Source organism: Streptomyces sp. NEAU-W12, assembly GCF_026242095.1.
Taxonomy (GTDB): domain Bacteria; phylum Actinomycetota; class Actinomycetes; order Streptomycetales; family Streptomycetaceae; genus Streptomyces.
In genome coordinates this window covers 65,450-85,620 of sequence record NZ_JAPJDM010000032.1, presented here as the reverse complement: position 1 = coordinate 85,620, position 20,171 = coordinate 65,450, and the positions used below count along the sequence as shown (strand labels likewise).

17 protein-coding genes and 2 pseudogenes are annotated in these 20,171 nt (G+C 71.1%); 11 read left to right on the top strand and 8 right to left on the bottom strand.

What is annotated here, in order from left to right; all coding sequences use genetic code 11:
- Positions 1 to 112, top strand: a pseudogene (locus ORI94_RS31150) (IS5/IS1182 family transposase); the annotation flags it as partial.
- A 122-nt stretch (positions 113 to 234) separates the two neighbouring features.
- Entirely contained in the window at positions 235 to 3,696 is a 3,462-nt protein-coding gene (locus ORI94_RS31145; protein WP_266081778.1) for a DEAD/DEAH box helicase family protein, read from the top strand.
- A 399-nt stretch (positions 3,697 to 4,095) separates the two neighbouring features.
- On the opposite strand, the gene ORI94_RS31140 is transcribed toward ORI94_RS31145, so the two are convergent.
- From ORI94_RS31140 to ORI94_RS31130, 3 genes are all read right to left on the bottom strand, one after another.
- Positions 4,096 to 4,353, bottom strand: a complete 258-nt coding sequence (locus ORI94_RS31140) for a hypothetical protein (RefSeq protein ID WP_416237934.1) — start codon at positions 4,351 to 4,353, stop codon at positions 4,096 to 4,098.
- Positions 4,354 to 4,740: 387 nt separating this feature from the next.
- A complete protein-coding gene (locus tag ORI94_RS31135) occupies positions 4,741 to 6,429 on the bottom strand; it encodes a bifunctional 3'-5' exonuclease/DNA polymerase (RefSeq protein WP_266081776.1) in 1,689 nt (562 codons plus the stop codon).
- A gap of 127 nt (positions 6,430 to 6,556) precedes the next feature.
- A complete protein-coding gene (locus ORI94_RS31130; RefSeq protein ID WP_266081774.1) occupies positions 6,557 to 7,336 on the bottom strand; it encodes a Clp protease N-terminal domain-containing protein in 780 nt (259 codons plus the stop codon).
- A gap of 94 nt (positions 7,337 to 7,430) precedes the next feature.
- On the opposite strand from ORI94_RS31130, the gene ORI94_RS31125 reads away from it, so the two are divergent.
- Positions 7,431 to 8,627: a DUF2786 domain-containing protein gene (locus ORI94_RS31125; protein ID WP_266081772.1), complete on the top strand. Its 1,197-nt coding sequence runs from the start codon at positions 7,431 to 7,433 to the stop codon at positions 8,625 to 8,627.
- Positions 8,628 to 8,983: 356 nt separating this feature from the next.
- Here the strand turns inward: ORI94_RS31125 and ORI94_RS31120 are convergent, their stop codons facing one another.
- Both ORI94_RS31120 and ORI94_RS31115 read right to left on the bottom strand, forming a co-directional pair.
- Positions 8,984 to 9,523, bottom strand: a complete 540-nt coding sequence (locus tag ORI94_RS31120) for a DUF4232 domain-containing protein (protein ID WP_266081770.1) — start codon at positions 9,521 to 9,523, stop codon at positions 8,984 to 8,986.
- A 94-nt stretch (positions 9,524 to 9,617) separates the two neighbouring features.
- Complete coding sequence (locus ORI94_RS31115; protein WP_266081795.1) at positions 9,618 to 10,139, bottom strand: hypothetical protein; 522 nt, start codon at positions 10,137 to 10,139, stop codon at positions 9,618 to 9,620.
- Between the two features lie 518 nt (positions 10,140 to 10,657).
- Here ORI94_RS31115 and ORI94_RS31110 point away from each other — a divergent pair.
- Positions 10,658 to 10,963 (top strand): DUF397 domain-containing protein, encoded by a 306-nt coding sequence (locus ORI94_RS31110; protein WP_416237933.1) that lies wholly within the window; start codon positions 10,658 to 10,660, stop codon positions 10,961 to 10,963.
- Positions 10,964 to 11,131: 168 nt separating this feature from the next.
- Here ORI94_RS31110 and ORI94_RS31105 read toward each other — a convergent pair whose 3' ends face one another.
- On the bottom strand, positions 11,132 to 11,608 hold the full coding sequence (locus ORI94_RS31105; RefSeq protein ID WP_266081768.1) for an ATP-binding protein: 477 nt from the start codon (positions 11,606 to 11,608) through the stop codon (positions 11,132 to 11,134).
- 364 nt (positions 11,609 to 11,972) lie between these two features.
- On the opposite strand from ORI94_RS31105, the gene ORI94_RS31100 reads away from it, so the two are divergent.
- The 6 genes from ORI94_RS31100 to ORI94_RS31075 all read left to right on the top strand — a co-directional run bounded on the left by ORI94_RS31100 (position 11,973) and on the right by ORI94_RS31075 (position 17,678).
- On the top strand, positions 11,973 to 12,797 hold the full coding sequence (locus ORI94_RS31100; protein ID WP_266081791.1) for a helix-turn-helix domain-containing protein: 825 nt from the start codon (positions 11,973 to 11,975) through the stop codon (positions 12,795 to 12,797).
- A gap of 129 nt (positions 12,798 to 12,926) precedes the next feature.
- Positions 12,927 to 14,387 carry an aldehyde dehydrogenase family protein gene (locus ORI94_RS31095; protein WP_266081789.1) on the top strand — a complete coding sequence of 487 codons (1,461 nt, stop codon included), beginning with the start codon at positions 12,927 to 12,929 and terminating at the stop codon, positions 14,385 to 14,387.
- Positions 14,388 to 14,519: 132 nt separating this feature from the next.
- Complete coding sequence (locus tag ORI94_RS31090; RefSeq protein WP_266081766.1) at positions 14,520 to 15,068, top strand: DinB family protein; 549 nt, start codon at positions 14,520 to 14,522, stop codon at positions 15,066 to 15,068.
- Between the two features lie 25 nt (positions 15,069 to 15,093).
- Positions 15,094 to 15,735: a PadR family transcriptional regulator gene (locus ORI94_RS31085; protein WP_266081764.1), complete on the top strand. Its 642-nt coding sequence runs from the start codon at positions 15,094 to 15,096 to the stop codon at positions 15,733 to 15,735.
- 117 nt (positions 15,736 to 15,852) lie between these two features.
- A complete protein-coding gene (locus tag ORI94_RS31080; protein WP_266081763.1) occupies positions 15,853 to 16,860 on the top strand; it encodes an ATP-binding cassette domain-containing protein in 1,008 nt (335 codons plus the stop codon).
- The gene (locus ORI94_RS31075) at positions 16,857 to 17,678 is read left to right on the top strand and encodes an ABC transporter permease (RefSeq protein WP_416237932.1); all 822 of its coding nucleotides are present in this window, start codon (positions 16,857 to 16,859) and stop codon (positions 17,676 to 17,678) included. The genes ORI94_RS31080 and ORI94_RS31075 overlap by 4 nt, the downstream gene beginning before the upstream one ends.
- A 17-nt stretch (positions 17,679 to 17,695) precedes the next feature.
- Here ORI94_RS31075 and ORI94_RS31070 read toward each other — a convergent pair.
- Positions 17,696 to 18,778: pseudogene (locus tag ORI94_RS31070) on the bottom strand (glutamate decarboxylase); the annotation flags it as partial.
- A gap of 181 nt (positions 18,779 to 18,959) precedes the next feature.
- On the opposite strand from ORI94_RS31070, the gene ORI94_RS31065 reads away from it, so the two are divergent.
- A complete protein-coding gene (locus ORI94_RS31065; protein ID WP_266081759.1) occupies positions 18,960 to 19,721 on the top strand; it encodes a MerR family transcriptional regulator in 762 nt (253 codons plus the stop codon).
- Here ORI94_RS31065 and ORI94_RS31060 read toward each other — a convergent pair.
- The gene (locus tag ORI94_RS31060; RefSeq protein WP_266081757.1) at positions 19,633 to 20,076 is read right to left on the bottom strand and encodes a YbjQ family protein; all 444 of its coding nucleotides are present in this window, start codon (positions 20,074 to 20,076) and stop codon (positions 19,633 to 19,635) included. The genes ORI94_RS31065 and ORI94_RS31060 overlap by 89 nt on opposite strands.
- Between the last annotated feature and the right edge of the window lie 95 nt (positions 20,077 to 20,171).

Sequence of the window (20,171 nt, the reverse complement as noted above, 5' to 3'; positions counted from 1 at the left end):
GGCCATGGCCACGCTGAAGGGCTGGCGCCTCCTACGAAAGCTCCGCTGCAGCACCAACCGCATCACCGCGATCGTCCAGGCCGTCCTCGTCCTTCATCACGCCTCGGCATGAGGTTGGAAAAGGCTCCCTGTTTGTATCGCTCCAGCACCGCGCGTTCCGCGGCGAGCTAGAGCGAGACGCTCTGTCTGCAGCCTGAAGGTCGCCGTATTGTTATCTGGTGAAAGGTCGTGACCGTGAGCAACTTTGGGTTCCTCCAGGCCGAGTGGCCTGACCTGCATCGCGAAGCGGTACACGCCGAGCGACTGGCGTACGCGGACCCGCGCGCGTCCGCGTTCTACGCCCGCAGGGTGCTCGAGCTCGCGGTGACGTGGATGTTCGAGGCGGATGACACGCTCAAGCTGCCTTACCAGGATGACCTGGCGGCGCTGATTGCTGAGCCGACTCTGGTGAGGGTGGCCGGCCCTGCGATCCGGACGAAGATGGATGTGATTCGGCGGCAGGGCAATGCCGCCGTGCACCGCAAGACGCCCATCGCTCCGAAAGATGCGGTGCGCACCGTCGCCGAGTTGTTCCACGTCTTGTACTGGATGGCTCGCACCTACACCCGCGACCAGCCCCAACTTCCCGCGTCTACGCTCGCGTTCGACACGGCACTGATACCTAGACCCGTCCCGGCCGAGGTGCGGATTGCCAAGCAGGCCGAGCTGAAGGCACAGGCCGAGAAGTACGCCGAGCAGGATGCCGCGCTGGCCGCCGAGCGGAAGAAGAACCAGGACCTCGACGCCGAGATCGCCGAGCTGCGCGCGCAGGTCAAGGCGGCCAAGGCCGCGAACGAGGCGCAGCCGGACAACCACGATTACAACGAGGCCGAGACTCGCTCGCTCATCATCGACCTCCTACTCAAGGAGGCCGGCTGGGCGCTGGACCAGCCGAGGGACCGTGAGTATCCGGTCACCGAGCTGCCGACCTCGGCCGCGCCTTCCGGTAAGGGCAAGGTCGACTACGTCCTGTGGGACGACGACGGCAAGCCCCTGGCCGTCGTCGAGGCTAAGAGGACCACCCGCGACCCGAAGCAGGGCAAGTACCAGGCGACGCTCTACGCCGATGCCCTGGAAGCGCAGTTCAAGCAGCGGCCGGTGATCTTCTACACCAACGGCTACCGTACGTACCTGTTCGACGACCTCAACTACCCGCCCCGCGAGGTCCAGGGCTTCTACACCAAGGACGAGCTGCGCCTCCTGATCCAGCGCAGAGCCAGCCGCCGAAATCTCGCCAAGCTGCCGATCAACGAGCAGATCGCCGGCCGTCACTACCAGTCCCGTGCGATACGGCGGATCGCCGGCTCCTTCGAGAAGGACTCGCTGCGCCACGCCCTGCTCGTGATGGCGACCGGTTCTGGTAAGACCCGGACCGTGATCGCGCTCAGCGACCTGATGATGCGCGCCAACTGGGCCAAGCGCATCCTCTTCCTCGCCGACCGCAAGGCCCTGGTCAAGCAGGCCACCAACGAGTTCAAGAAGCACCTGCCCGGTGCCAACCCCGTGAACCTGCTGGAGGAGAAGGACCCGCATTCGCGCGTGTTCGTCTCCACCTACCCGACCATGATGAACCTGATCGAACAAACCGACGCCGATGGCCGCCGTATCTTCGGCCCCGGCTTCTTCGACCTGATCGTCATTGACGAGGCGCATCGTTCGATCTACCAGCGGTACGGCGCGATCTTCGACTACTTCGACTCACTCCTCGTCGGCCTGACCGCGACGCCCAAGGACGAGGTCGACCGCAACACCTACCGTCGCTTCGAGCTGGAGGACGGCGTGCCCACCGACGTCTACAGCCTGGACGAGGCTGTGGCTGAGGGGTACCTGGTGGCGCCGCGGGCCGTCGATGTCCCGCTGAAGTTCCAGCGCGGCGGCATCAAGTACGACGACCTGTCCGACGAGGACAAGGAGAAGTGGGACGAGACGGAGTGGAACGAGGACGGTGATGTCCCTGACGAGATCACCACGGAGGAACTGAACAAGTACCTCTTCAACGCGGACACCGTCGACAAGGTCCTGCAGACCCTCATGACGCACGGCCTGAAGGTCGATGGCGGCGACAAGCTCGGCAAGACCATCATCTTCGCCGCCAACAACCACCACGCCGAGTTCATCGCCGAGCGGTTCGACAAGAACTACCCGCATCTCAAGGGTGCCTTCGCGCAGGTCATCACCTACCGCAAGGAGTATGCCCAGAGCCTGATCGACAAGTTCTCCGACGCGGCGGAGCTTCCCCAGATCGCCATCTCCGTGGACATGCTGGACACCGGCATCGACGTCCCCGAAGTCGTCAACCTCGTCTTCTTCAAGCTGGTGCGCTCCAAGACCAAGTTCTGGCAGATGATCGGCCGTGGTACCCGCCTCGCGCCCGACCTCTTTGGCCCGAACCGCAGCAAGGACGGCTTCCTGGTCTTCGACCTGTGCCAGAACATCGAGTTCTTCAACCAGAACCTGATGCGCGCCGAAGGCAAGGTCGCCCCCTCGCTGAGCCAGCGGATCTTCGAGCGCCGAGCCGACCTGCTTCTCGCCCTCGATGACAGCTCCGCCCGCGACCGCCAAGCAGCCGCAGTGATCGCTACGCGGCCTGAGTCCGACGGCACCGTCAGCGACTCCGGTCTGCGCTGGGATCTCGCCACTCGACTGCATGACGAGGTCACGGCGATGAACCCGGAGAACTTCCTGGTCCGCCCGCACCGCGAACAGGTCGAAAACTTCGCCGACTTCGACGCCTGGCTAGAGTTCACGCCCGACGCGCACGGCGAGGTCATCGACCACCTGGCTGGACTCCCGACCGCCTTCCGCGACAAGGACGACGCCGGCGAGGAGGCCAAGCGATTCGACCTGATCGCGCTTCGCCTCCAGCTCGCCGTCGCGAACGGAGACCCGGGCTTCACCCGGCTACGGGACCAGGTCCAGGAGATCGCGTCCACCCTGCTCGATCAGCTGACCATTCCCGCGATCAAGGCCCAGCAGGTTTTGCTCGACGAGGTTGCTGGCGACGAGTGGTGGCAGGACGTGACACTGCCCCTTCTGGAGACCATGCGCCGCCGTCTGCGTGGCCTGGTCCGACTGATCGAGAAGACCAAGCGCGGCATCGTGTACACCGACTTCGAGGACGAGCTCGGCGAGTTGACCGCTGCCACGCTCACCGGCATGGAGATCGGTACCGACCTCACCCGCTTCGAGCAGAAGATCCGTATCTACCTCAACACGCACCAGGACCAGCTCGCCGTCCAGAAGATTCGCCGCAACAAGCAGATCACGGCCCTGGATCTGTCGGAGTTGGAGAAGATCTTCGTTGAGGCCGGCCTCGGAACCACGGCGGACATCGACTACATCAAGGATGCCAAGGGCGGCCTCGGCCTGTTCCTCCGGTCGCTGACTGGCCTGGAGCGGGAGGCGGCGGCCCTGGCCTTCGACTCCTTCCAGCAGGGCAAGACATTCACGGCCAATCAACTCCGGTTCGTCAACGAGCTGATCGACTACCTGGCGCGCAACGGCACGATAGCCGTTGACGCGCTGTACGAGTCGCCGTTCACCGCGCTTGCCCCGACCGGCCCCGAGGCGATCTTCCCCGAGGCCGCAGTGGACGTCATGGTGTCCGTCATCCACTCGATCCGCTCCACCGCTGTCGCCGCTGAAGGCGCGGCGTAGCCGGCTCTGTAGGGAGGAGAAGCAATGCGTGAGGAAGTCACTGAGGATTGCCCCGGAACTGGGCAGCGGGGGCGTATGGACGAGAGTGCCCCAGGTGACGAGTGGTACGTGATCTGCCCTGTCTGCGGGATGAAGTGGGCAGGGGGCAGCACCCTCATCGACCCGCACAAGGACTGGCGGAAGCGCTGAGAATCCGCTCCGGGTTGCGTGAGCGGTGCGTGAGCGGACGGGTAAGCATCCAGCAGACTAGGGTGTCACGCCTGCGAGGTCGGGAAGTCTCTGACGAGGCAAAACCGGACCGAGCGTGATCACGGATCACCCCTCGTCATGATCTTGCAGGCCCTCGTAATGCGTAGGTCTCGGGTTCGAATCCCGAAGGCGGCTCCATCGAACCCCAGGTCAGATAGTTGCTGACCTGAGGTTTTCTGTTGCTTGGGGCATGGCGGGTCGCACGGGCGGGATGACGTCGACGCGTGAGACGGCGTAGCCGAAGCGGGTCTGGTCGGTCTTGGGGGTGCGGGCTTCGACGAGGGTGGCGGAGCTGGTGATGACGCGGATGTCCTCGGTCTCGGCGGCGGCGAGCCACTCGGTGAGTTCGGGTGTGCGTCGTACGAGCTTGGTCAGGCCTTCGCAGTCCGGGGCAAGGGCGCCGCTCACGTGGTGTCCGCCGAGCCGGCCGTGCCGCCGCGCAGGAGTGCTCGCTTGGCACCGACCGCAGTCTGGTCGACCGGGCCGTGCTCGGCTTCGGCGTCCTTGAGGAGCTCGCGCAGCCGGTCGCGCTCCAGTGGTGTGGCCGCTCGTGGACGAGTGGGAGGCCGTCGACTTCTTCAACAGCGCGGACCTGGGCCGTCTGCGGCCCGCCCTGCAGTCCCTGCCTCGGCCACCGTGGCGCACCCGCGAACTCTCCGGCGAGCCGGCTCCTGGACCCGCCTCCGGGCCGGCCCCGCCCGGCTCACCCCCGGGCGGCCTCCCCGCGACCCGCCCCCCGTCCCCCTCCCCGGGGCCGGGGTGAGCCGGGCGGGGAGCCCGGGCCGGGCTCCGTGGTCACTTCGCGTCCGCGTAGCACTCCACCACCGCCGTGGTGAACGGGAACCGCACCGGGGTCGGTCCGAACGTCAGCCGTCCGGCCAGCTCGGCCGCCTCCCGGATCGCCCCCGCCACCGTCTCCGCTTCCTCTTCGGGGCAGTGCACGATCACCTCGTCGTGCTGGAAGAAGACCAGCTCGGCCGCCAGGTCCGTCAACGCCTGCCGCAGCGCGGCGAGCAGCAGCAGGGTCCAGTCGGCGGCGCTGCCCTGGACGACGAAGTTGCGGGTGAAACGGCCTCGCGCGCGGGCGTCGGTCGAGGCGTAGCCCGGTATCCACTGCCGGGCGGCGTCGGGCTCCTCCTCCGCGAGCGGGATGCCGGCCTCCTCCACCGCGTTGTCCGTCGTACGGGCCGCCGGCGGGCAGGTGCGGCCCAGCCAGGTCCGTACGAGACGGCCCTCCTCGCCGGCGCGGGCGGCCTCGTCGACGTAGGCCACCGCCGTGGGGAAGCGGCGTCTGAGGGCGGCGAGGTTCTTCAGGCCGTCGCCGGACGTCTGGCCGTAGACCGCGCCGAGGACGGCGAGCTTCGCCTGCGCGCGGTCACCCGAGAAGGCGCGGTCGGACACCGACTGGTAGAGGTCGGTCTCCCGGCCGGCCACCTCCATCAACCCGGGATCGCGGGAGATCGCCGCGAGGACGCGCGGCTCCATCTGGTCGGCGTCGGCGACGACGAGCCGCCAGCCCGGGTCGGCGACCACCGCGCGGCGGATCACCTTGGGGATCTGCAGCGCGCCCCCGCCGTTGGTCACCCAGCGGCCGGTCACCGTCCCGCCCGCCAGGAACTCGGGCCGGAAGCGGCCGTCGCGCACCCAGTCCTGGAGCCAGGACCAGCCGTGGGCGACCATGATGCGGTACAGCTTCTTGTACTCGATCAGCGGTCTCACCGCCGGGTGGTCGAGGGACTCCAGTTCCCAGCGGCGGGTCGAGGAGACCTTGATCCCGGCCTGCGCGAACGCCTTGAGGACGTCGGCGGGCAGGTCGGGCCGGACCCGGCGGCCGAAGGCGGCGGACACCTCGTCGGCGAGCTCGGCCAGTCTGCGGGGCTCGCCGCCGCCCGCGTACCGCTCGCCGAGCAGGTCGTGCAGCACCGCGCGGTGCACGTCCGCCCGCCAGGGCACCCCCGCGCGGTTCATCTCGGCGGCGACGAGCATCCCCGCCGACTCGGCGGCCAGCAGCAGCCGCATCCGGTCCGGGTGCGCGGTCGCTTCGGTCCGGCGCTGCTGCTCCGCGTAGACCGTGAGGAGGTCCGTCAGCGGGACGTGTGCGCCCCGGGGTTCGAAGAGGGGCGACTGCGCGCCCGGCTCGGCCGCACGCTGCGGCGGATCGGGCGGTACGGGGCCGCCGTGGAGCCGGGCCAGGGCGGCCGCGGCCGAACGGGGCTGCCCGTACCGCCCTTCGTGACCGAGCAGGAGCGTCTCGGCGGCCTCGACGTCGTAGCACCGCTCCACTCGCACCCCCGTGGCGAGCAGGCGCGGATGGACCTCGGCGGTGGACCGCCACACCCACCGCGTGACACCGGGACGGCTCCGTACGGCCTCGGCGGCATCCGCCTCCCGCCGCACCGCAGCGGCGGGCAGCCCGTCCGGGCCGAGGGGGGCGACGTCCACGCCACCGTCCTCGGCCGGAGCGAGCGCCCACCGGTCGGCCATGACGTGAGTGTGGCAGGGGGGTCTGACAACGGGGTCCGGTCAGAGGGTCTGACAACGGGGTCCGGTCAGGGAGCCGGCCAGAGGGTCCGGCCAGGGGGTCCGGCCGCGGGGCGGACACCGGCCGGGGTCAGTTCTCCGGCGAGGGTGCCTGCTCCTGGTCGCCCCCCTCCTCCCGGCGGTCCTCCCGCCGCGTCGCCACGGCCTGCGCCAGCAGTTCGGCGACGTACCGCTCGGTGGCCGTCTTGTCGACGCCGAGGCCGCTGAGGACGCCCTTGCCGTTCTCGTGCTCCAGGAGGGCGAGCAGGAGGTGCTCGGTGCCGATGTAGGGGTGGCCGAGGCGGAGGGCCTCGCGGAAGGTGAGTTCGAGGACCTTCTTGGCCGCCGGGCCGTACGGCACCAGCTCGGGGGCGTCTTCGACGGCCGGCGGGAGGGCCGCGGCGGCGGCCGCGCGGACCGCGTCCAGGGTGACGCCCTGCTCGGTGATCGCCTTCGCGGCCAGGCCGCCCGGCTCGGCCAGCAGGCCGAGGACCAGGTGCTCGGGCAGGCCCTCGGCGTTGCGCGCGGCCCTGGACTCGTCGTGCGCGGCCATCACCACCGCGCGGGCGCGGGGTGTGTAGCGGTTGAAGCCCTCGCTCGGGTCGAGGGCGGCCGACTCCTTGGGCACGAAACGCTTCTGGGCCGCCTGCCGGGTGACGCCCATGCTCCTGCCGATGTCCGTCCAGGAGGCGCCCGAGCGCCGGGCCTGGTCCACGAAGTGGCCGATCAGGTGGTCCGCCACGTCGCCGAGGTGCTCGCCCGCGAGCACCGCGTCCTGGAGCTGCTGAAGGGGTGCCTCGTGGACCTTTTTGATGGCCGCGATGAGGTCGTCGAGACGTACGGATGAGGTGATGCCGGGATTCGTCGCCATGTGTCAACGGTAGGTTGACAGTGGATGGGTGTCAACCGCGAGTTGGCACTTGGGGGTGGAGTGGCGGACTTCCGGGGCATGGCACGATCGGCTCGTGAGTACGAGCACGTCCAGCACCGTCGAACGCGCCTTCCGGGCCGCCCTGTACGCCACCACCGACGACGCCCTCGACACCGGTGCGTCCCTGCTCGCCGCCGATCCGGCGGCGGACACCGAACTCGACCGGCGGGGCGAGGAGTTCGTGGCGAACGCCTGGCGGCGCGGCTGGCAGCCCGCCGACGTCGTACGCATCGTCCGGCGTGAACTGGACGACGTGCACCTGAGACTCGTCACGGCACTGATCCGTGCGCAGGCGCCGCACGACCGGCCCCGGGGACCCCGCTGGACCGCCCAGCTCGACGCGCTCGAGGCCCTCGGTGGAACCGGCGCCGCTCCCGTGCCCCCGCGCCCGCCCCGCACCGACCGCTTCTCGCACGCCACGGCCGTACTGGAGCTGTACCGACTGCTGCTGCGCCTGCCCGCGCTCGAGTCCCTCGACGAGGCGGCGGCCGGGAAGGCGGGGAGCGCCGGGACGGCCGGCGGGGCGGACCCCGAGGAGGGTGACCGGCGTCCGGAGTCCCGCATGCTCGGCCGCATCCGCGCGCTGCTCGCCAAGGCGGAGGCGACCGGCTTCCCGGAGGAGGCGGAGGCGCTCACCGCCAAGGCGCAGGAACTGATGGCCCGGCACAGTGTCGACGAGGCCCTGCTCGCGGTACGGGCGCACGCGGCGACGTCGCCGGGCGCGTGCCGGATCGGGGTGGAAGCGCCGTACGAGCAGACCAAGGCCGTGCTGCTCGACGCGATCGCCACCGCGAACCACTGCCGGGCCGTGTGGAACGAACCCCTCGGCTTCTCCACCGTGGTCGGCTTCGCCGCCGACCTGGAAGCGGTCGAACTGCTCTACACCTCACTGCTCGTGCAGGCCGGTACGGCCATGGCGAAGGCGGAGGCGGGCCAGAAGGCGGGCGGCCGCAAGCGGACCAAGACCTTCCGGCAGTCGTTCCTCGCGGCCTACGCCCACCGCGTGGGCGCACGCCTGGCGGCTGTCGCCGAAGGCCGGACGAGCGGGCTGAGCGACGACCTGCTCCCGGTGCTCGCCTCCCGCGACATCGCGGTCACCGAGCGGCTGGACCGCCTGTTCCCGGAGACGACGACCACCAGACTGCGCGGGGTGAGCGACGCGGCGGGGTGGGAGGAGGGCGCGAGGGCGGCGGACGACGCCCAGGTCGAAGCCCGCCGACGACTCGGCTGAACCGGAGCCCGGAGCCCGGAGCCCGGAGCCCGGTGTCCGGAGCCCGGTGTCTAGAGCCCGCAGCCCGGTTGTCCGCAGTCCGCAGCCCGGTGCCCGCAGCCCGGTGTCCGGAGCGCGGGCCGGAGGCGGAGCCTTCAGCCCGCGACACGGAGAGTCTGCGGTCGATGTGGTCCGTGTGCCCGGTCCGTAGCCCGCGCGGGTTGCGGGCCGAGGGGTGCCCGGCCCCGCGTGGTGGTGGGGTGCGGGCCGTTCGGCTGCGCGCGGGGCGGAGGCGGGGGTGCAGGTTGCCGGGCTCCGCGCGGGTCGCGGATCGCGGGTCGTCGTCCTGCCCGGATGCCGCCCGTTCCGCCCGCCGGTCAGTCGCCCGTCCGCTGGAAGGCGCTCACGGACGCGTCGGCCGCGGCCTCGCCCGGTTCGTCGACCGCCACCGGGCCGTACGTCCAGGGGAAGTCCTGGGTGGCGGAGTCGCCGGGGAGGCCGATCCGCAGGGACGTGGCGTCCAGGCTCCCGTCCGTGCCCTCCGGCCCGCGTACGTAGGTGATCGTGAAGGAGGCCGCTCCGCCCTCCGCCAGGGTCAGCTCCTGCGCCGTGGCGCCCTCGGCCGGGGTCAGTGCGACGGGCTCACCCCCGGCCACCAGGCTCGCCTCGGGGAAGCCGTCCAGGACGCAGGCGGCGCCCTGGTTGACGAGGCTCACGGGGACCTCGCCGGTGTCACCGGCGGCCGGGGCCTCGCTCGCGGGACCGGCCTCCAGGCTCACCGTCGCGCTCGAACAGGCCCCGCTCTCCTGCTTCGCGTCGTTCTCGTCCTTCGCTCCGTCACTCCTGTCCTCGCCGCCGCAGGCGGTCAGCAGGAGGAGGGCGGTGACAGCGGTGACGGCGATCGGCATGGCGCGCATGAGGATTCCCCTGGGTTCGTGAGCAGCCCACAGATCATCACACCCCGAAGAGCCCTTCCGGCGCACCCGGAGGGCGGGGGCCTCGCGGCAGGCGTTACGACCCGAGCCCGGCGGTCGGAAGTCCCGACGGCAGCCGGCCGCCCTCGGCCTTCGTGTACGTCTCGGTGCCGAGGGAGCCCTCCCAGGTGACCTTCAGGGTGGGCCCGCTCACCGAGTCGACCGTGCCGTTCGCCCGGCCCCCGTCGCCGTCCGCGCAGTCGAGGCTGATCGTCGTCGCGGTTCCGGCACCCTCCTGCGCCGTGCCACTGCACACGGTGCCGCCCGTGGCGAAGAGGGCGGCCCGCTCGCCGGTGAACATCAGGGCCACTGCCCTGCCGTCGGCCGTGGTGAGCCAGCTGCCCTCCAGCTCACCCGCCGGGGCGCCACTCGCGTCCGGACCGTCCGGCTCGTCCGTGCCTTCGGTACCGCCTTCGGTGCCGCCGTCGGGATCGGCGTCGGCCGGGGCGGACGGTGTCGCGGTGGGCGTGGAGGAGGCGTCACCGGAGTCGCCGTCGCTGCTGCACCCGGCGAGGGCGAGCGCGCCGGCCAGCCCCGCGGCCGCGACCGTGAGCCGAATGCGCGGACGGGGCAGGGTGCGCCGGGAGCGCGTCGCCGCCGGGTCCGTCCCCGAACCCGCCTCCGAAACCGTCCCCGGGCCCTCCGGCACCCCCGTACCGTCCTGACCCACCGATGTCACCGCTGGCCCCTCCCTGTAGCCGGCCCCGTCGGCCGGAACGACCGCTGCCAGCTAACAGGACGTACCCGGCGCCCCACCAGCCCGGGTGACCGCCTCGCGCTCCTCCGCCACCGTGCGGTGACGGAGAAAAGAGACCGCTTGCAGGACTGAGGAGCCCGCGCGAGGACAGACGGAGGAAACGAGGAACATGAGGGCCCCGACGCGGGAACACGAGGGCCCTCGTACGCGTCTCCCCTCACACGGGGTCCGGCAGGCCGGGCCGCAGGGCTGTGACTGCGGGAACACCCCGCGTGCACGTGCATCTGCCCATGCATTTGCACTTGAACAAAGCTATGATCCGGGTCAGTTGACCACTGCATCAATGGCCACATCAGCCAGTGCACAACGGGGAGCGATCTGTGGACCACGACGTGTACGAGGGCGACGTGTACGAGGGTGACGTGTACGGCGGCGCCGGCGCCGGCGCGTCCCGCGTGTACAACGGCATGGCGGCCACCGCGCTGAACGGCGTGGCCTGGCAGAAGAGCCGGCACAGCAACTCGCAGGGCTCCTGCGTGGAGTTCGCCCGGCTGCCGGGCGGCGAGGTGGCGGTGCGCAACTCCCGCTTTCCCGAGGGGCCCGCGCTCGTCTACACCCGGGCGGAGATCGAGGCGATGCTCCTCGGCGTCAAGGACGGCGAGTTCGACCACCTGGTCGTCGGCTGACCTGGGCGCGCCCCACGTGCCCGGTGCGCCCCACGCGCCCGGTGCACCCGAACGCGCCGCCGTGCGCGTGACGCGCGCCTCGCCCGCCGCTCCCTCGCCCGGTGGCCCAACGTGACGCATGACGCATGACGCGCGTAGAACGCGGCGCCCCGAGGTGCCGCGTTCTCCTCACGCGCCGTGGGGCCGCAGCAGGAACAGTGCCCAGACCACCTTGCCGCGTCCGCTCCGCATCGGCTGCCAGCCCCAACCGTCGCTGAACGACTCGACCAGGAGCAGCCCGCGGCCCGACTCCGCGGAGAAGTCGTCCGCCGCGCGGGCGACGGGGCTGCCGTGGCTCGGGTCGCGCACCGCGCACACCAGCCGTCCGGTCCACCGCATCAGATGCAGCCGCACCGGAGCCCCCTGCTCCGCCGATCGCGGCGCACCGGCCGGCAGGCCGTGCCGCAGGGCGTTGGTGACCAGTTCGGAGACGACCAGGCACACGTCGTCGAAACGGTCCTCCGCGCTCCACTGGTCGCAGATCTTCCGGGCGAACTGCCGTGCCTCGCGCACCGCTTCGTAGCGGGCGGGGAGGGAGCAGGAGGCGGCGTCGGACACGGCCGCGGGGTCCAGCGGCGGAAGGCCCTGCCGTAACGGCTCGAGCATGGTCGATCCATTCGTCCCCATGCGAGGCACTCCCGGGATTCGCGGTAGTAGCGATGCGGCGGTGGTGCGAAGGCCATGGTTTCGGATGCGTACGGCAGATGCAAGGGCAGATGCACGTGCAGCTGACCGAAATAGTTACTCCCGTACCGCTTGTTGGTCAATTTTTCCGCCATATTCACGCCCCTCCTGTCACTTCCGTGGCTTGCTCTCCACCTCTCCCTGCCCGAAACCTCGCCCGTGGCTCCCTTTCCGTAACCGGTCGAGTACTGCTCGGAGTGTTTTAGTGGCAGACTTCGGCCCCTGACAGACGTTGGGGAGGCTGGCGAACGTGAGCGCGGGAGAGCCGGGATCGGTGGTGCGGCGCATGCTGCTCGGATCACAACTCAGGCGACTGCGTGAGGCTCGGGGGATCACGCGCGAGGCGGCGGGCTATTCGATCCGCGCCTCGGAATCGAAGATCAGCCGGATGGAGTTGGGCCGGGTGAGCTTCAAGACCAGGGACGTCGAGGACCTGCTGACGCTGTACGGCATCGCGGACGAGCAGGAGCGCACCTCGCTGCTCTCCCTGGCCAGAGAGGCCAACGTCGCGGGCTGGTGGCACAGTTACTCGGACGTGCTGCCCAGCTGGTTTCCCACCTACGTGGGTCTGGAGGGCGCGGCCGCACTCATCAGGGCGTACGAGGTGCAGTTCGTGCACGGTCTGCTGCAGACCGAGGAGTACGCGCGCGCGGTGGTCCGGCGCGGCATGGCCGGCGCGAGCGAGGCCGACGTCGAACGCCGGGTGGCGCTGCGCCTGGAGCGGCAGAAGTACCTGGTCTCCGAGAGCGCCCCCGAGTTCCACGTCGTGCTCGACGAGGCCGCGCTGCGCCGGCCGTACGGCGACCGCGAGGTGATGCGGGGGCAGTTCCAGCATCTGATCGAGATCTCCGAGCGGCCCAACATCCGGCTGCAGGTCATGCCGTTCGGGTTCGGCGGCCACTCCGGTGAGTCCGGCGCGTTCACCATCCTCAGCTTCCCCGAGTCCGACCTGTCGGACGTCGTGTACATGGAGCAGCTGACGAGCGCGCTGTACCTCGACAAGGCCGAGGACGTGGCCCAGTACGAGAAGGCGCTCAAGGAGCTCCAGCAGGACAGCCCGGGGCCTTCGGAGAGCCGGGACCTTCTGCGGGGTCTCCGCCAACTCTCCTGAAACATCAGTACGATGACGCTCCATCAGGCCGCGCGGACCGGACGGACACCGGCCCGTGCGGCCGGACCGTGAGGCCGATGCGGGGCGGGCCCGCCTCGGCGGCGAGGGATTGAGGGGTTGAGGGATCACATGTCGTCGTACTTCACCGACCTGGCCCAGCAGTACATCGACGGTGAGTGGCGTCCGGGCACCGGCTCCTGGGACATCATCGACTTCAACCCGTACGACGACGAGAAACTGGCGTCGATCACGACGGCCACCGTCGACGAGGTCGACGAGGCCTACCGGGCGGCGGCCCGCGCGCAGGAGCAGTGGGCGGCGACCAACCCGTACGCCCGCCGCGCGGTGCTCGAGAAGGCGCTCGCGCTGGTCGAGGAGCGCGAGGAGGAGATCACCGGGGCGATCATCGCCGAACTCGGCGGCACGCGCCTGAAGGCCGCCTTCGAGCTGCACCTCGCCAAGGAGTTCCTCCGCGAGTCGGTGCACCTGGCGCTGCGCCCCGAGGGGCGGATCATCCCCTCGCCGGTGGACGGCAAGGAGAACCGCGTCTACCGCGTGCCCGTCGGTGTCGTCGGCGTGATCAGCCCGTTCAACTTCCCGTTCCTGCTGTCGCTGAAGTCGGTCGCCCCGGCGCTCGCGCTCGGCAACGGCGTGGTGCTCAAACCGCACCAGAACACCCCGATCGTCGGCGGGTCGCTGATCGCGAAGATCTTCGAGGACGCGGGCCTGCCGGGCGGTCTGCTGAACGTCGTCATCACGGACATCGCGGAGATCGGCGACGCCTTCCTCGAGCACCCGGTCCCGAAGGTCATCTCCTTCACCGGCTCCGACGCGGTCGGCCGTCACGTGGCCACCGTCTGCGCCCGCCTCTTCAAGCGCTCGGTCCTCGAACTCGGCGGCAACAGCGCGCTGGTGGTCCTCGACGACGCCGACATCGACTACGCGGTCGACGCGGCCGTGTTCAGCCGGTACGTCCACCAGGGCCAGGTCTGCATGGCCGCCAACCGGGTGCTGGTGGACCGCTCGGTGGCCGACGAGTTCACCGAGAAGTTCGTCGCCAAGGTCACGTCCCTCAAGGCCGGCGACCCGCGCGACCCCGGGACGGTCATCGGCCCGGTGATCAACTCCCAGCAGGCGGACGCGCTGACCGGTGTCGTCGAGCAGGCGCTCGCCGAGGGCGCGACCGCCCTGGTGCACGGCGCCCGGACCGACAACCTGGTCGAGCCGTCCGTGCTCACCGGCCTCCCCGCCGACTCCGCCCTGCTGCGGCAGGAGGTCTTCGGACCGGTCGCCTTCCTCGTCCCGTTCGACGGCGAGGAGGAGGCCGTACGCCTCGTCAACGACACCCCGTACGGCCTGAGCGGCGCCGTGCACACCGGGGACGTCGAGCGCGGGGTGAACTTCGCCAAGCGGATCGACACCGGCATGTTCCACGTGAACGACGGCACCGTGCACGACGAGCCGATCGTCCCCTTCGGCGGCGAGAAGAACTCCGGCAGCGGCCGGCTGAACGGCGAGGCGATGCTGGACGCCTTCACCACGGTCAAGTGGATCTCGGTGCAGCACGGCCGCAGCGGGTTCCCCTTCTGATCCGCCCCTTCCCGTTCCGGCCCGCTCCTCCACCCCGGGCCCTTGCGGACAGCACCTGTCCGCAAGGGCCCGTAGCGTCGTCGGTGTCAGGCCAACCGGGGCGAAAGCCCTCACCGACGAAAGGCGGCCGTCATGGTCACTCACGTTCCCGCGGAGACCCGGGGCGACGAGCGCGGGGCGCTGCTGGCGTTCATCGAGGAGCAGCGCGGGGGCATCCGCCGGTCGGTACTCGGCCTCACCGACGAGCAGGCCACGTCGCGGCCCAGCGCCAGCGAGCTGTCCCTGGCCGGGCTGCTCAAGCACGTCGCCGAGATCGAGCAGGGCTGGATCGCCCGTGCCAAGGGCGAGCCGCCGGCCGTCCACCGGGACGAGTCGAACTGGCACGAGTGCTTCCGGCTGGTCGGCGACGAAACGGTGGAGTCCTTCCTCGCGTACTACGAGAAGGTGGCCGCCGAGACGGAGTCGTTCATCCGCGCGGTGCCCAGCCTCGACGACACCTTCCTGATGGCGAAGACGTCCTGGAACCCGAGGGACGAGTGGCTCTCGATGCGCTGGCTGTGTCTCCATCTGATCCGCGAGACCGCCCGGCACGCCGGCCACGCCGACATCGTCCGCGAGTCCCTGGACGGCGCCACCGCGTTCGAGCTGGTCGCGAAGGAGCAGGGCAGCTCCTGGGAGTGACCGCCCGCGGCCTACGCTGGGGCCCATGTCAGCGATCCGTCTCCTGGTGCTCGGCGCCGTGCGCCAGCACGGGCGGGCCCACGGCTACCAGGTGCGCAACGACCTGGAGTACTGGGGCGCGCACGAGTGGTCCAACGCCAAGCCCGGTTCGATCTACCACGCCCTGAAGCAGATGGCGAAGCAGGGGCTGCTGCACGCGCACGAGATCGCGCCCTCGACGGCCGGCGGCCCGCCGCGCACCGAGTACGAGATCACCCCGGCGGGCGACGAGGAGTACTTCACACTGCTGCGCGAGGCCCTCGTCGCCTACGACCAGAAGACGGACGTGAAGTCGGCGGCCATCGGCTTCGTCGTCGACCTGCCCAGGCAGGAGGCGACGGCGCTGCTCAAGGAGCGGATCCGGCGGATCGAGGAGTGGCGGGCCGCGGTCACCGAGCACTACGTGCCCGAGGGCGGTCCCGAACCGCTGGGCCACATCGGCGAGATCATGAACCTGTGGGTGCACACGGCCGACGCCGAGGCCGAGTGGGCCAGGGGCCTGGTCGGACGGATCGAAGCCGGCTCCTACACCTTCGCGGGGGAGGGCGAGCCGTTCGTCGGCATCCTGGCCGAGGACCAGGAGAACCCGTACGCGACGGGGGAGCGCCACCCGGAGGACGACCGCTGAGGCGTCCGCGCGCCGGTCACCGGTCGCCCCTCACGCATTAATCAAGTTTGACCAGTAGTCCTCGCCGGCCTACCGTGGCATCCGTAGTCAACTTTGACTAGTGAGGGGATCGTTCCCATGACCGACGCGGTGATCACCGTCGAGGACGCACGGAAGACGTACGGCGCGACGCGAGGCGGCGGGGGCGGCGGGCCCGCGCTGGACGGGCTCGACCTCACGGTCGCGCGCGGCACGGTGCACGCGGTGCTCGGCCCGAACGGCGCGGGCAAGACCACCCTGGTCCGCGTCCTGGCCACCCTGCTGCGGCCCGACGCGGGCCGGATCGAGGTCGCGGGCCACGACGTGGTGCGCGAGGCGTACGCCGTGCGCCTGCGCATCGGCCTCCTGGGCCAGCACGCGGCACTCGACGAGGAACTCGGCGGCCGGCAGAACCTCGAACTGTTCGGCCGCCTGCACCACCTGGGGACGCGACGGGCACGCGCGCGTGCCGACGAGCTCCTGGCGCGCTTCGGCCTCGCCGACACCGGCCGCAAGCCGGTACGGCAGTACAGCGGGGGCATGCGCCGCCGCCTGGACCTCGCCGCCTCCCTGATCACCGAGCCGGAGGTGCTCTTCCTGGACGAACCGACCACCGGCCTCGACCCCCGCGGCCGCGCGGAGGTGTGGGCCTCGGTCCGCTCCCTGGCCGGCGGCGGCACCACCGTCCTGCTCACCACCCAGTACCTGGAGGAGGCCGACCAGCTCGCCGACCGCCTCTCGGTCGTGGACGCCGGCCGGGTCGTCGCCGACGGCACGGCGGACGAACTCAAGGCGGCCACCGGCGGCGACCGCATCGACGTCGTCCTGCGCGACGCCGGGCAGCTGGGCGCGGCCGTCGCCCTGCTGCCCGTACCGAAGGGCGAGATCACCGTGGACACCGACCGCAGGCTGCTCAGCGCCCCGGTCACCGACCGCATGGCGGCCCTGGCCGGGGTCGTCCGCGCACTGGAGGAGGCCGGCGTCGAGGCCGAGGACGTCGCCCTGCGCAGGCCCACGCTCGACGAGGTGTTCCTGCGGCTCACCGCAACCGGCGACGACCGGGCCGGCGAACTCGTAGGACGCACCCGAGGAGGCGGGTCCGCATGACCACCCACGCGCCGCTCACGCACCCGACGGCCGCCCGCGCGCGGGCCGGCCGCGTACGGACCGCGCACGCCCTGACCGACTCCTGGACCATGACCCGCCGTGAACTCTCCCGCTGGCGGCGGCAGCCGGTCGCGGTGGTGGTCGGCCTGGTCTTCCCGGTGATGCTGCTGCTGATGTTCGGTTACCTGGTCGGTGGCGGCCGGGGAGTGAGCGGCGACTACCTCGACTACCTGGTCCCCGGCATGCTCGCGCTCACCATGGCCTTCGGCCTGGAGGGCACCATGGCCGCCGTCACCCGGGATCTCGACAAGGGCGTCATCGACCGCTTCCGCTCCATGCCCATGGCGAACGGCGCGGTCCTGGTGGGCCGTTCCGCGGCCGACATGCTCCAGTCGGCGCTCGGCCTCACAGTGCTCCTGGCCGTCGCCGCCGCGCTCGGCTGGCGCAGCGACGGCGGCCCGGCCGGTTTCCTGGGCGCCGTGGGGCTGCTCCTGCTGTTCCGCTTCGCCATGCTGTGGATCGGCATCCACCTGGCGCTGGTGGCGGAGAAGCCCGAACTGGTGCAGGCGGTGCAGATCCTGGTCTGGCCGGTCGGCTTCCTGTCCACCGCCTTCGCCGCGCCCGAGTCCATGCCGGACTGGCTCGGCACGGTCGTCCAGTGGAACCCGCTCTCACAGACGGCCACGGCCGTCCGCGACCTCTTCGGCAGCCCCGGCGGGGAGCCGGGGCACGTGGGGGCCGCCGTCGCCTGGCCCCTGGCCCTGCTCGCGGTGTTCTTCCCGCTGGCGGTACGCAGGTTCGCGCGGCTGAGCCGCTAGCGGGCCCCGCGGCCCGCTCAGTGAGGGAAGCCGGTGGCCGCGTTCCTGGCGCGGGGGAGGGGGCGCGGCTGCCGGCGCGGCTCCGGGAGGAGCCGGGCCAGGTCCTCGGCGAACAGGCCGGCGAGGTCCGCGGAGAAGCCGTTGCGGCACACCACCCGCAGCACCGACAGGTCCTGGCGGTTCGCCGGGAAGGTGTACGCGGGCACCAGCCAGCCGTTCTCCCGTATCCGCCGGGACACCTCGAAGACGTCGAACGCCGTCACTTCGGGCGCGGTCGTGAACGCGAACACCGGCAGCTCGTCGCCCCGGGGCAGCAGCCGGAAGTCGTCGGTCTCCCCGATCCGTCCGGCGAGCCCGCGCGCCACGTCCCGCGCGGCCTGCCGCACCGCGCGGTAGCCGTCGCGGCCCAGCCGCAGGGAGGTGTGGCACTGCGCCACCACCTGGGCGCCGGGACGGGAGGAGTTCAGGGCGAGCGTCGGCATGTCGCCGCCCAGGTGGTTCACCCGGAGGGCCAGTTCCCCGGGCAGGGCGTCCGCGTCCCGCCACAGCGCCCAGCCGACGCCCTGGTGGACCAGCCCGTACTTGTGCCCCGAGGTGTTGATCGACGTCACGCGCGGGGGGCGGAAGTCCCACACCAGGTCCTCGTCGAGGAAGGGCGCGATCATCGCGCCGGACGCCCCGTCGACGTGCACCGGGACGTCGGGGCCGGTGCGCTCCTGGAACTCGCCGAGCGCCGCGCACAGGTCCGCGACCGGCTCGTGGGACCCGTCGAAGGGGGAGCCCGTGACGCCGACGCCACCGATGGTGCTCTCGTCGCACATCGCGGCGGCGGCCCCCGCGTCGAGAGGGAACCGGTCGCCCTCCATGGGCACCTGACGGGCCCCCACCTCCCAGAAGGCGCAGACCTTCTCCCGGCAGACCTGGACGCTGACACCCGTCACGAGGTTCGGCCGGGCGTCCTTCGACGGGTACCGGTCGCCGTTGCGCCGCGCCCAGCGGCGCTTGAGCGCCATCCCGGCGAGCATGCGCGCCTCGCTCGACCCGGTCGTCGAACACCCCACGGCCACCGACGGGTCGGGCGCGTGCCACAGGTCCGCGAGGGCGCCGTCCTGGACCACGCGCACACGATAAGCGGACCAATGGTGTGAAAACCTGTGAAACGGTCGGCGTGAAGAGGAGGGCGTGAACGGTCGGCGTGAGCGTCCGGGGAAACCGGCTTGCACCTCACGTGGCGTGAGGACTCAGGGTGGAGCGCGTACCGAGAACGAAGAGGGAGCGGAAGTGAGTCACTCCGTGGGACAGGTGGCCGGCTTCGCCGGGGTCACGGTGCGCACCCTGCACCACTACGACGACATCGGCCTGCTCGCCCCGAGCGGGCGCAGCCGCGCGGGTCACCGGCGTTACACCGACGCCGACCTCGACCGGCTGCAGCAGATCCTGTTCTACCGGGAACTCGGCTTCCCGCTCGACGAGGTCGCCGCCCTGCTCGACGACCCGCAGGCGGATCCGCGCGCGCACCTGCGCCGGCAGCACGACCTGCTGACCGCCCGGATCGAGAGGCTGCAGAAGATGGCGGCGGCCGTGGAACACGCCTTGGAGGCACGCACGATGGGGATCAGCCTGACGCCCGAGGAACGGTTCGAGGTGTTCGGGGACCACGACCCGGACCAGTACGAGGACGAGGTCCGGGAGCGCTGGGGCGACACCGACGCCTACCGGCAGTCCCGGCAGCGGACCGCGTCCTACACCAAGGAGGACTGGAAGCGCGTCACCGAGGAGCTCGACTCCCTCCACCGGCGCATGGCCGACCTGATGTCCGCCGGCACCCCGGCCGGCTCCGGGGAGGCCATGGACACGGCGGAGGAGCACCGGCTCCTCATCACCCGCGCGTACTACGACTGCGGGCACGGGATGCACACCTGCCTGGGCGAGATGTACGTGGCCGACCCGCGTTTCACGCGGACGTACGAGAACATCCGCCCCGGCCTGGCGGTCTACCTGCGCGACGCGATCGTCGCCAACGCGGCCCGGCACGACGGCTGAGCCCGTACCGCGCGGTGCCGTACGCGCACACCTCGGTGCCCACGTCCGCCGCGTCCGTGACGTCGAAACGGAACGCCAGCACCCCGTTGGCGCCCCGCGCGCGGGCCTGTTCGATCAGTCGCTCCATGGCCTGGTTGCGGGTCTCCACGAGCGTCTTGGTCAGCCCTTTGAGCTCCCCGCCGACCATCGACTTCAGACCGGCGCCGATCTGGCTGCCGAGGTGGCGGGACCTCACGGTCAGCCCGAAGACCTCTCCGACCACTTCCCGCACCCGGTACCCCGGGGCGTCGTTCGTCGTGACCACCAGGACGTCGGGCCCGGGGCCCTGTCCACCGCCGTGCTCCTCGATGCCCATGGCCCCCAGCTTCGCCGGGGAGGGGGCGCGGTGCAATCCTGGGTACGCCCCGTGGAACCCGGGCCGGGACGGCTGCGTTGATAGCTTTGGCACCC

Excerpts from the sequence above, each read along its gene's own strand:
- ORI94_RS31135 (WP_266081776.1), bottom strand. The coding sequence starts at position 6,429 with ATGGCCGACCGGTGGGCGCTCGCTCCGGCCGAGGACGGTGGCGTGGAC.
- ORI94_RS31130 (WP_266081774.1), bottom strand. The coding sequence starts at position 7,336 with ATGGCGACGAATCCCGGCATCACCTCATCCGTACGTCTCGACGACCTC.
- ORI94_RS31120 (WP_266081770.1), bottom strand. The coding sequence starts at position 9,523 with ATGCGCGCCATGCCGATCGCCGTCACCGCTGTCACCGCCCTCCTCCTG.
- ORI94_RS31105 (WP_266081768.1), bottom strand. The coding sequence starts at position 11,608 with ATGCTCGAGCCGTTACGGCAGGGCCTTCCGCCGCTGGACCCCGCGGCC.
- ORI94_RS31100 (WP_266081791.1), top strand. The coding sequence starts at position 11,973 with ATGCTGCTCGGATCACAACTCAGGCGACTGCGTGAGGCTCGGGGGATC.
- ORI94_RS31095 (WP_266081789.1), top strand. The coding sequence starts at position 12,927 with ATGTCGTCGTACTTCACCGACCTGGCCCAGCAGTACATCGACGGTGAG.
- ORI94_RS31090 (WP_266081766.1), top strand. The coding sequence starts at position 14,520 with ATGGTCACTCACGTTCCCGCGGAGACCCGGGGCGACGAGCGCGGGGCG.
- ORI94_RS31085 (WP_266081764.1), top strand. The coding sequence starts at position 15,094 with ATGTCAGCGATCCGTCTCCTGGTGCTCGGCGCCGTGCGCCAGCACGGG.
- ORI94_RS31080 (WP_266081763.1), top strand. The coding sequence starts at position 15,853 with ATGACCGACGCGGTGATCACCGTCGAGGACGCACGGAAGACGTACGGC.
- ORI94_RS31075 (WP_416237932.1), top strand. The coding sequence starts at position 16,857 with ATGACCACCCACGCGCCGCTCACGCACCCGACGGCCGCCCGCGCGCGG.
- ORI94_RS31060 (WP_266081757.1), bottom strand. The coding sequence starts at position 20,076 with ATGGGCATCGAGGAGCACGGCGGTGGACAGGGCCCCGGGCCCGACGTC.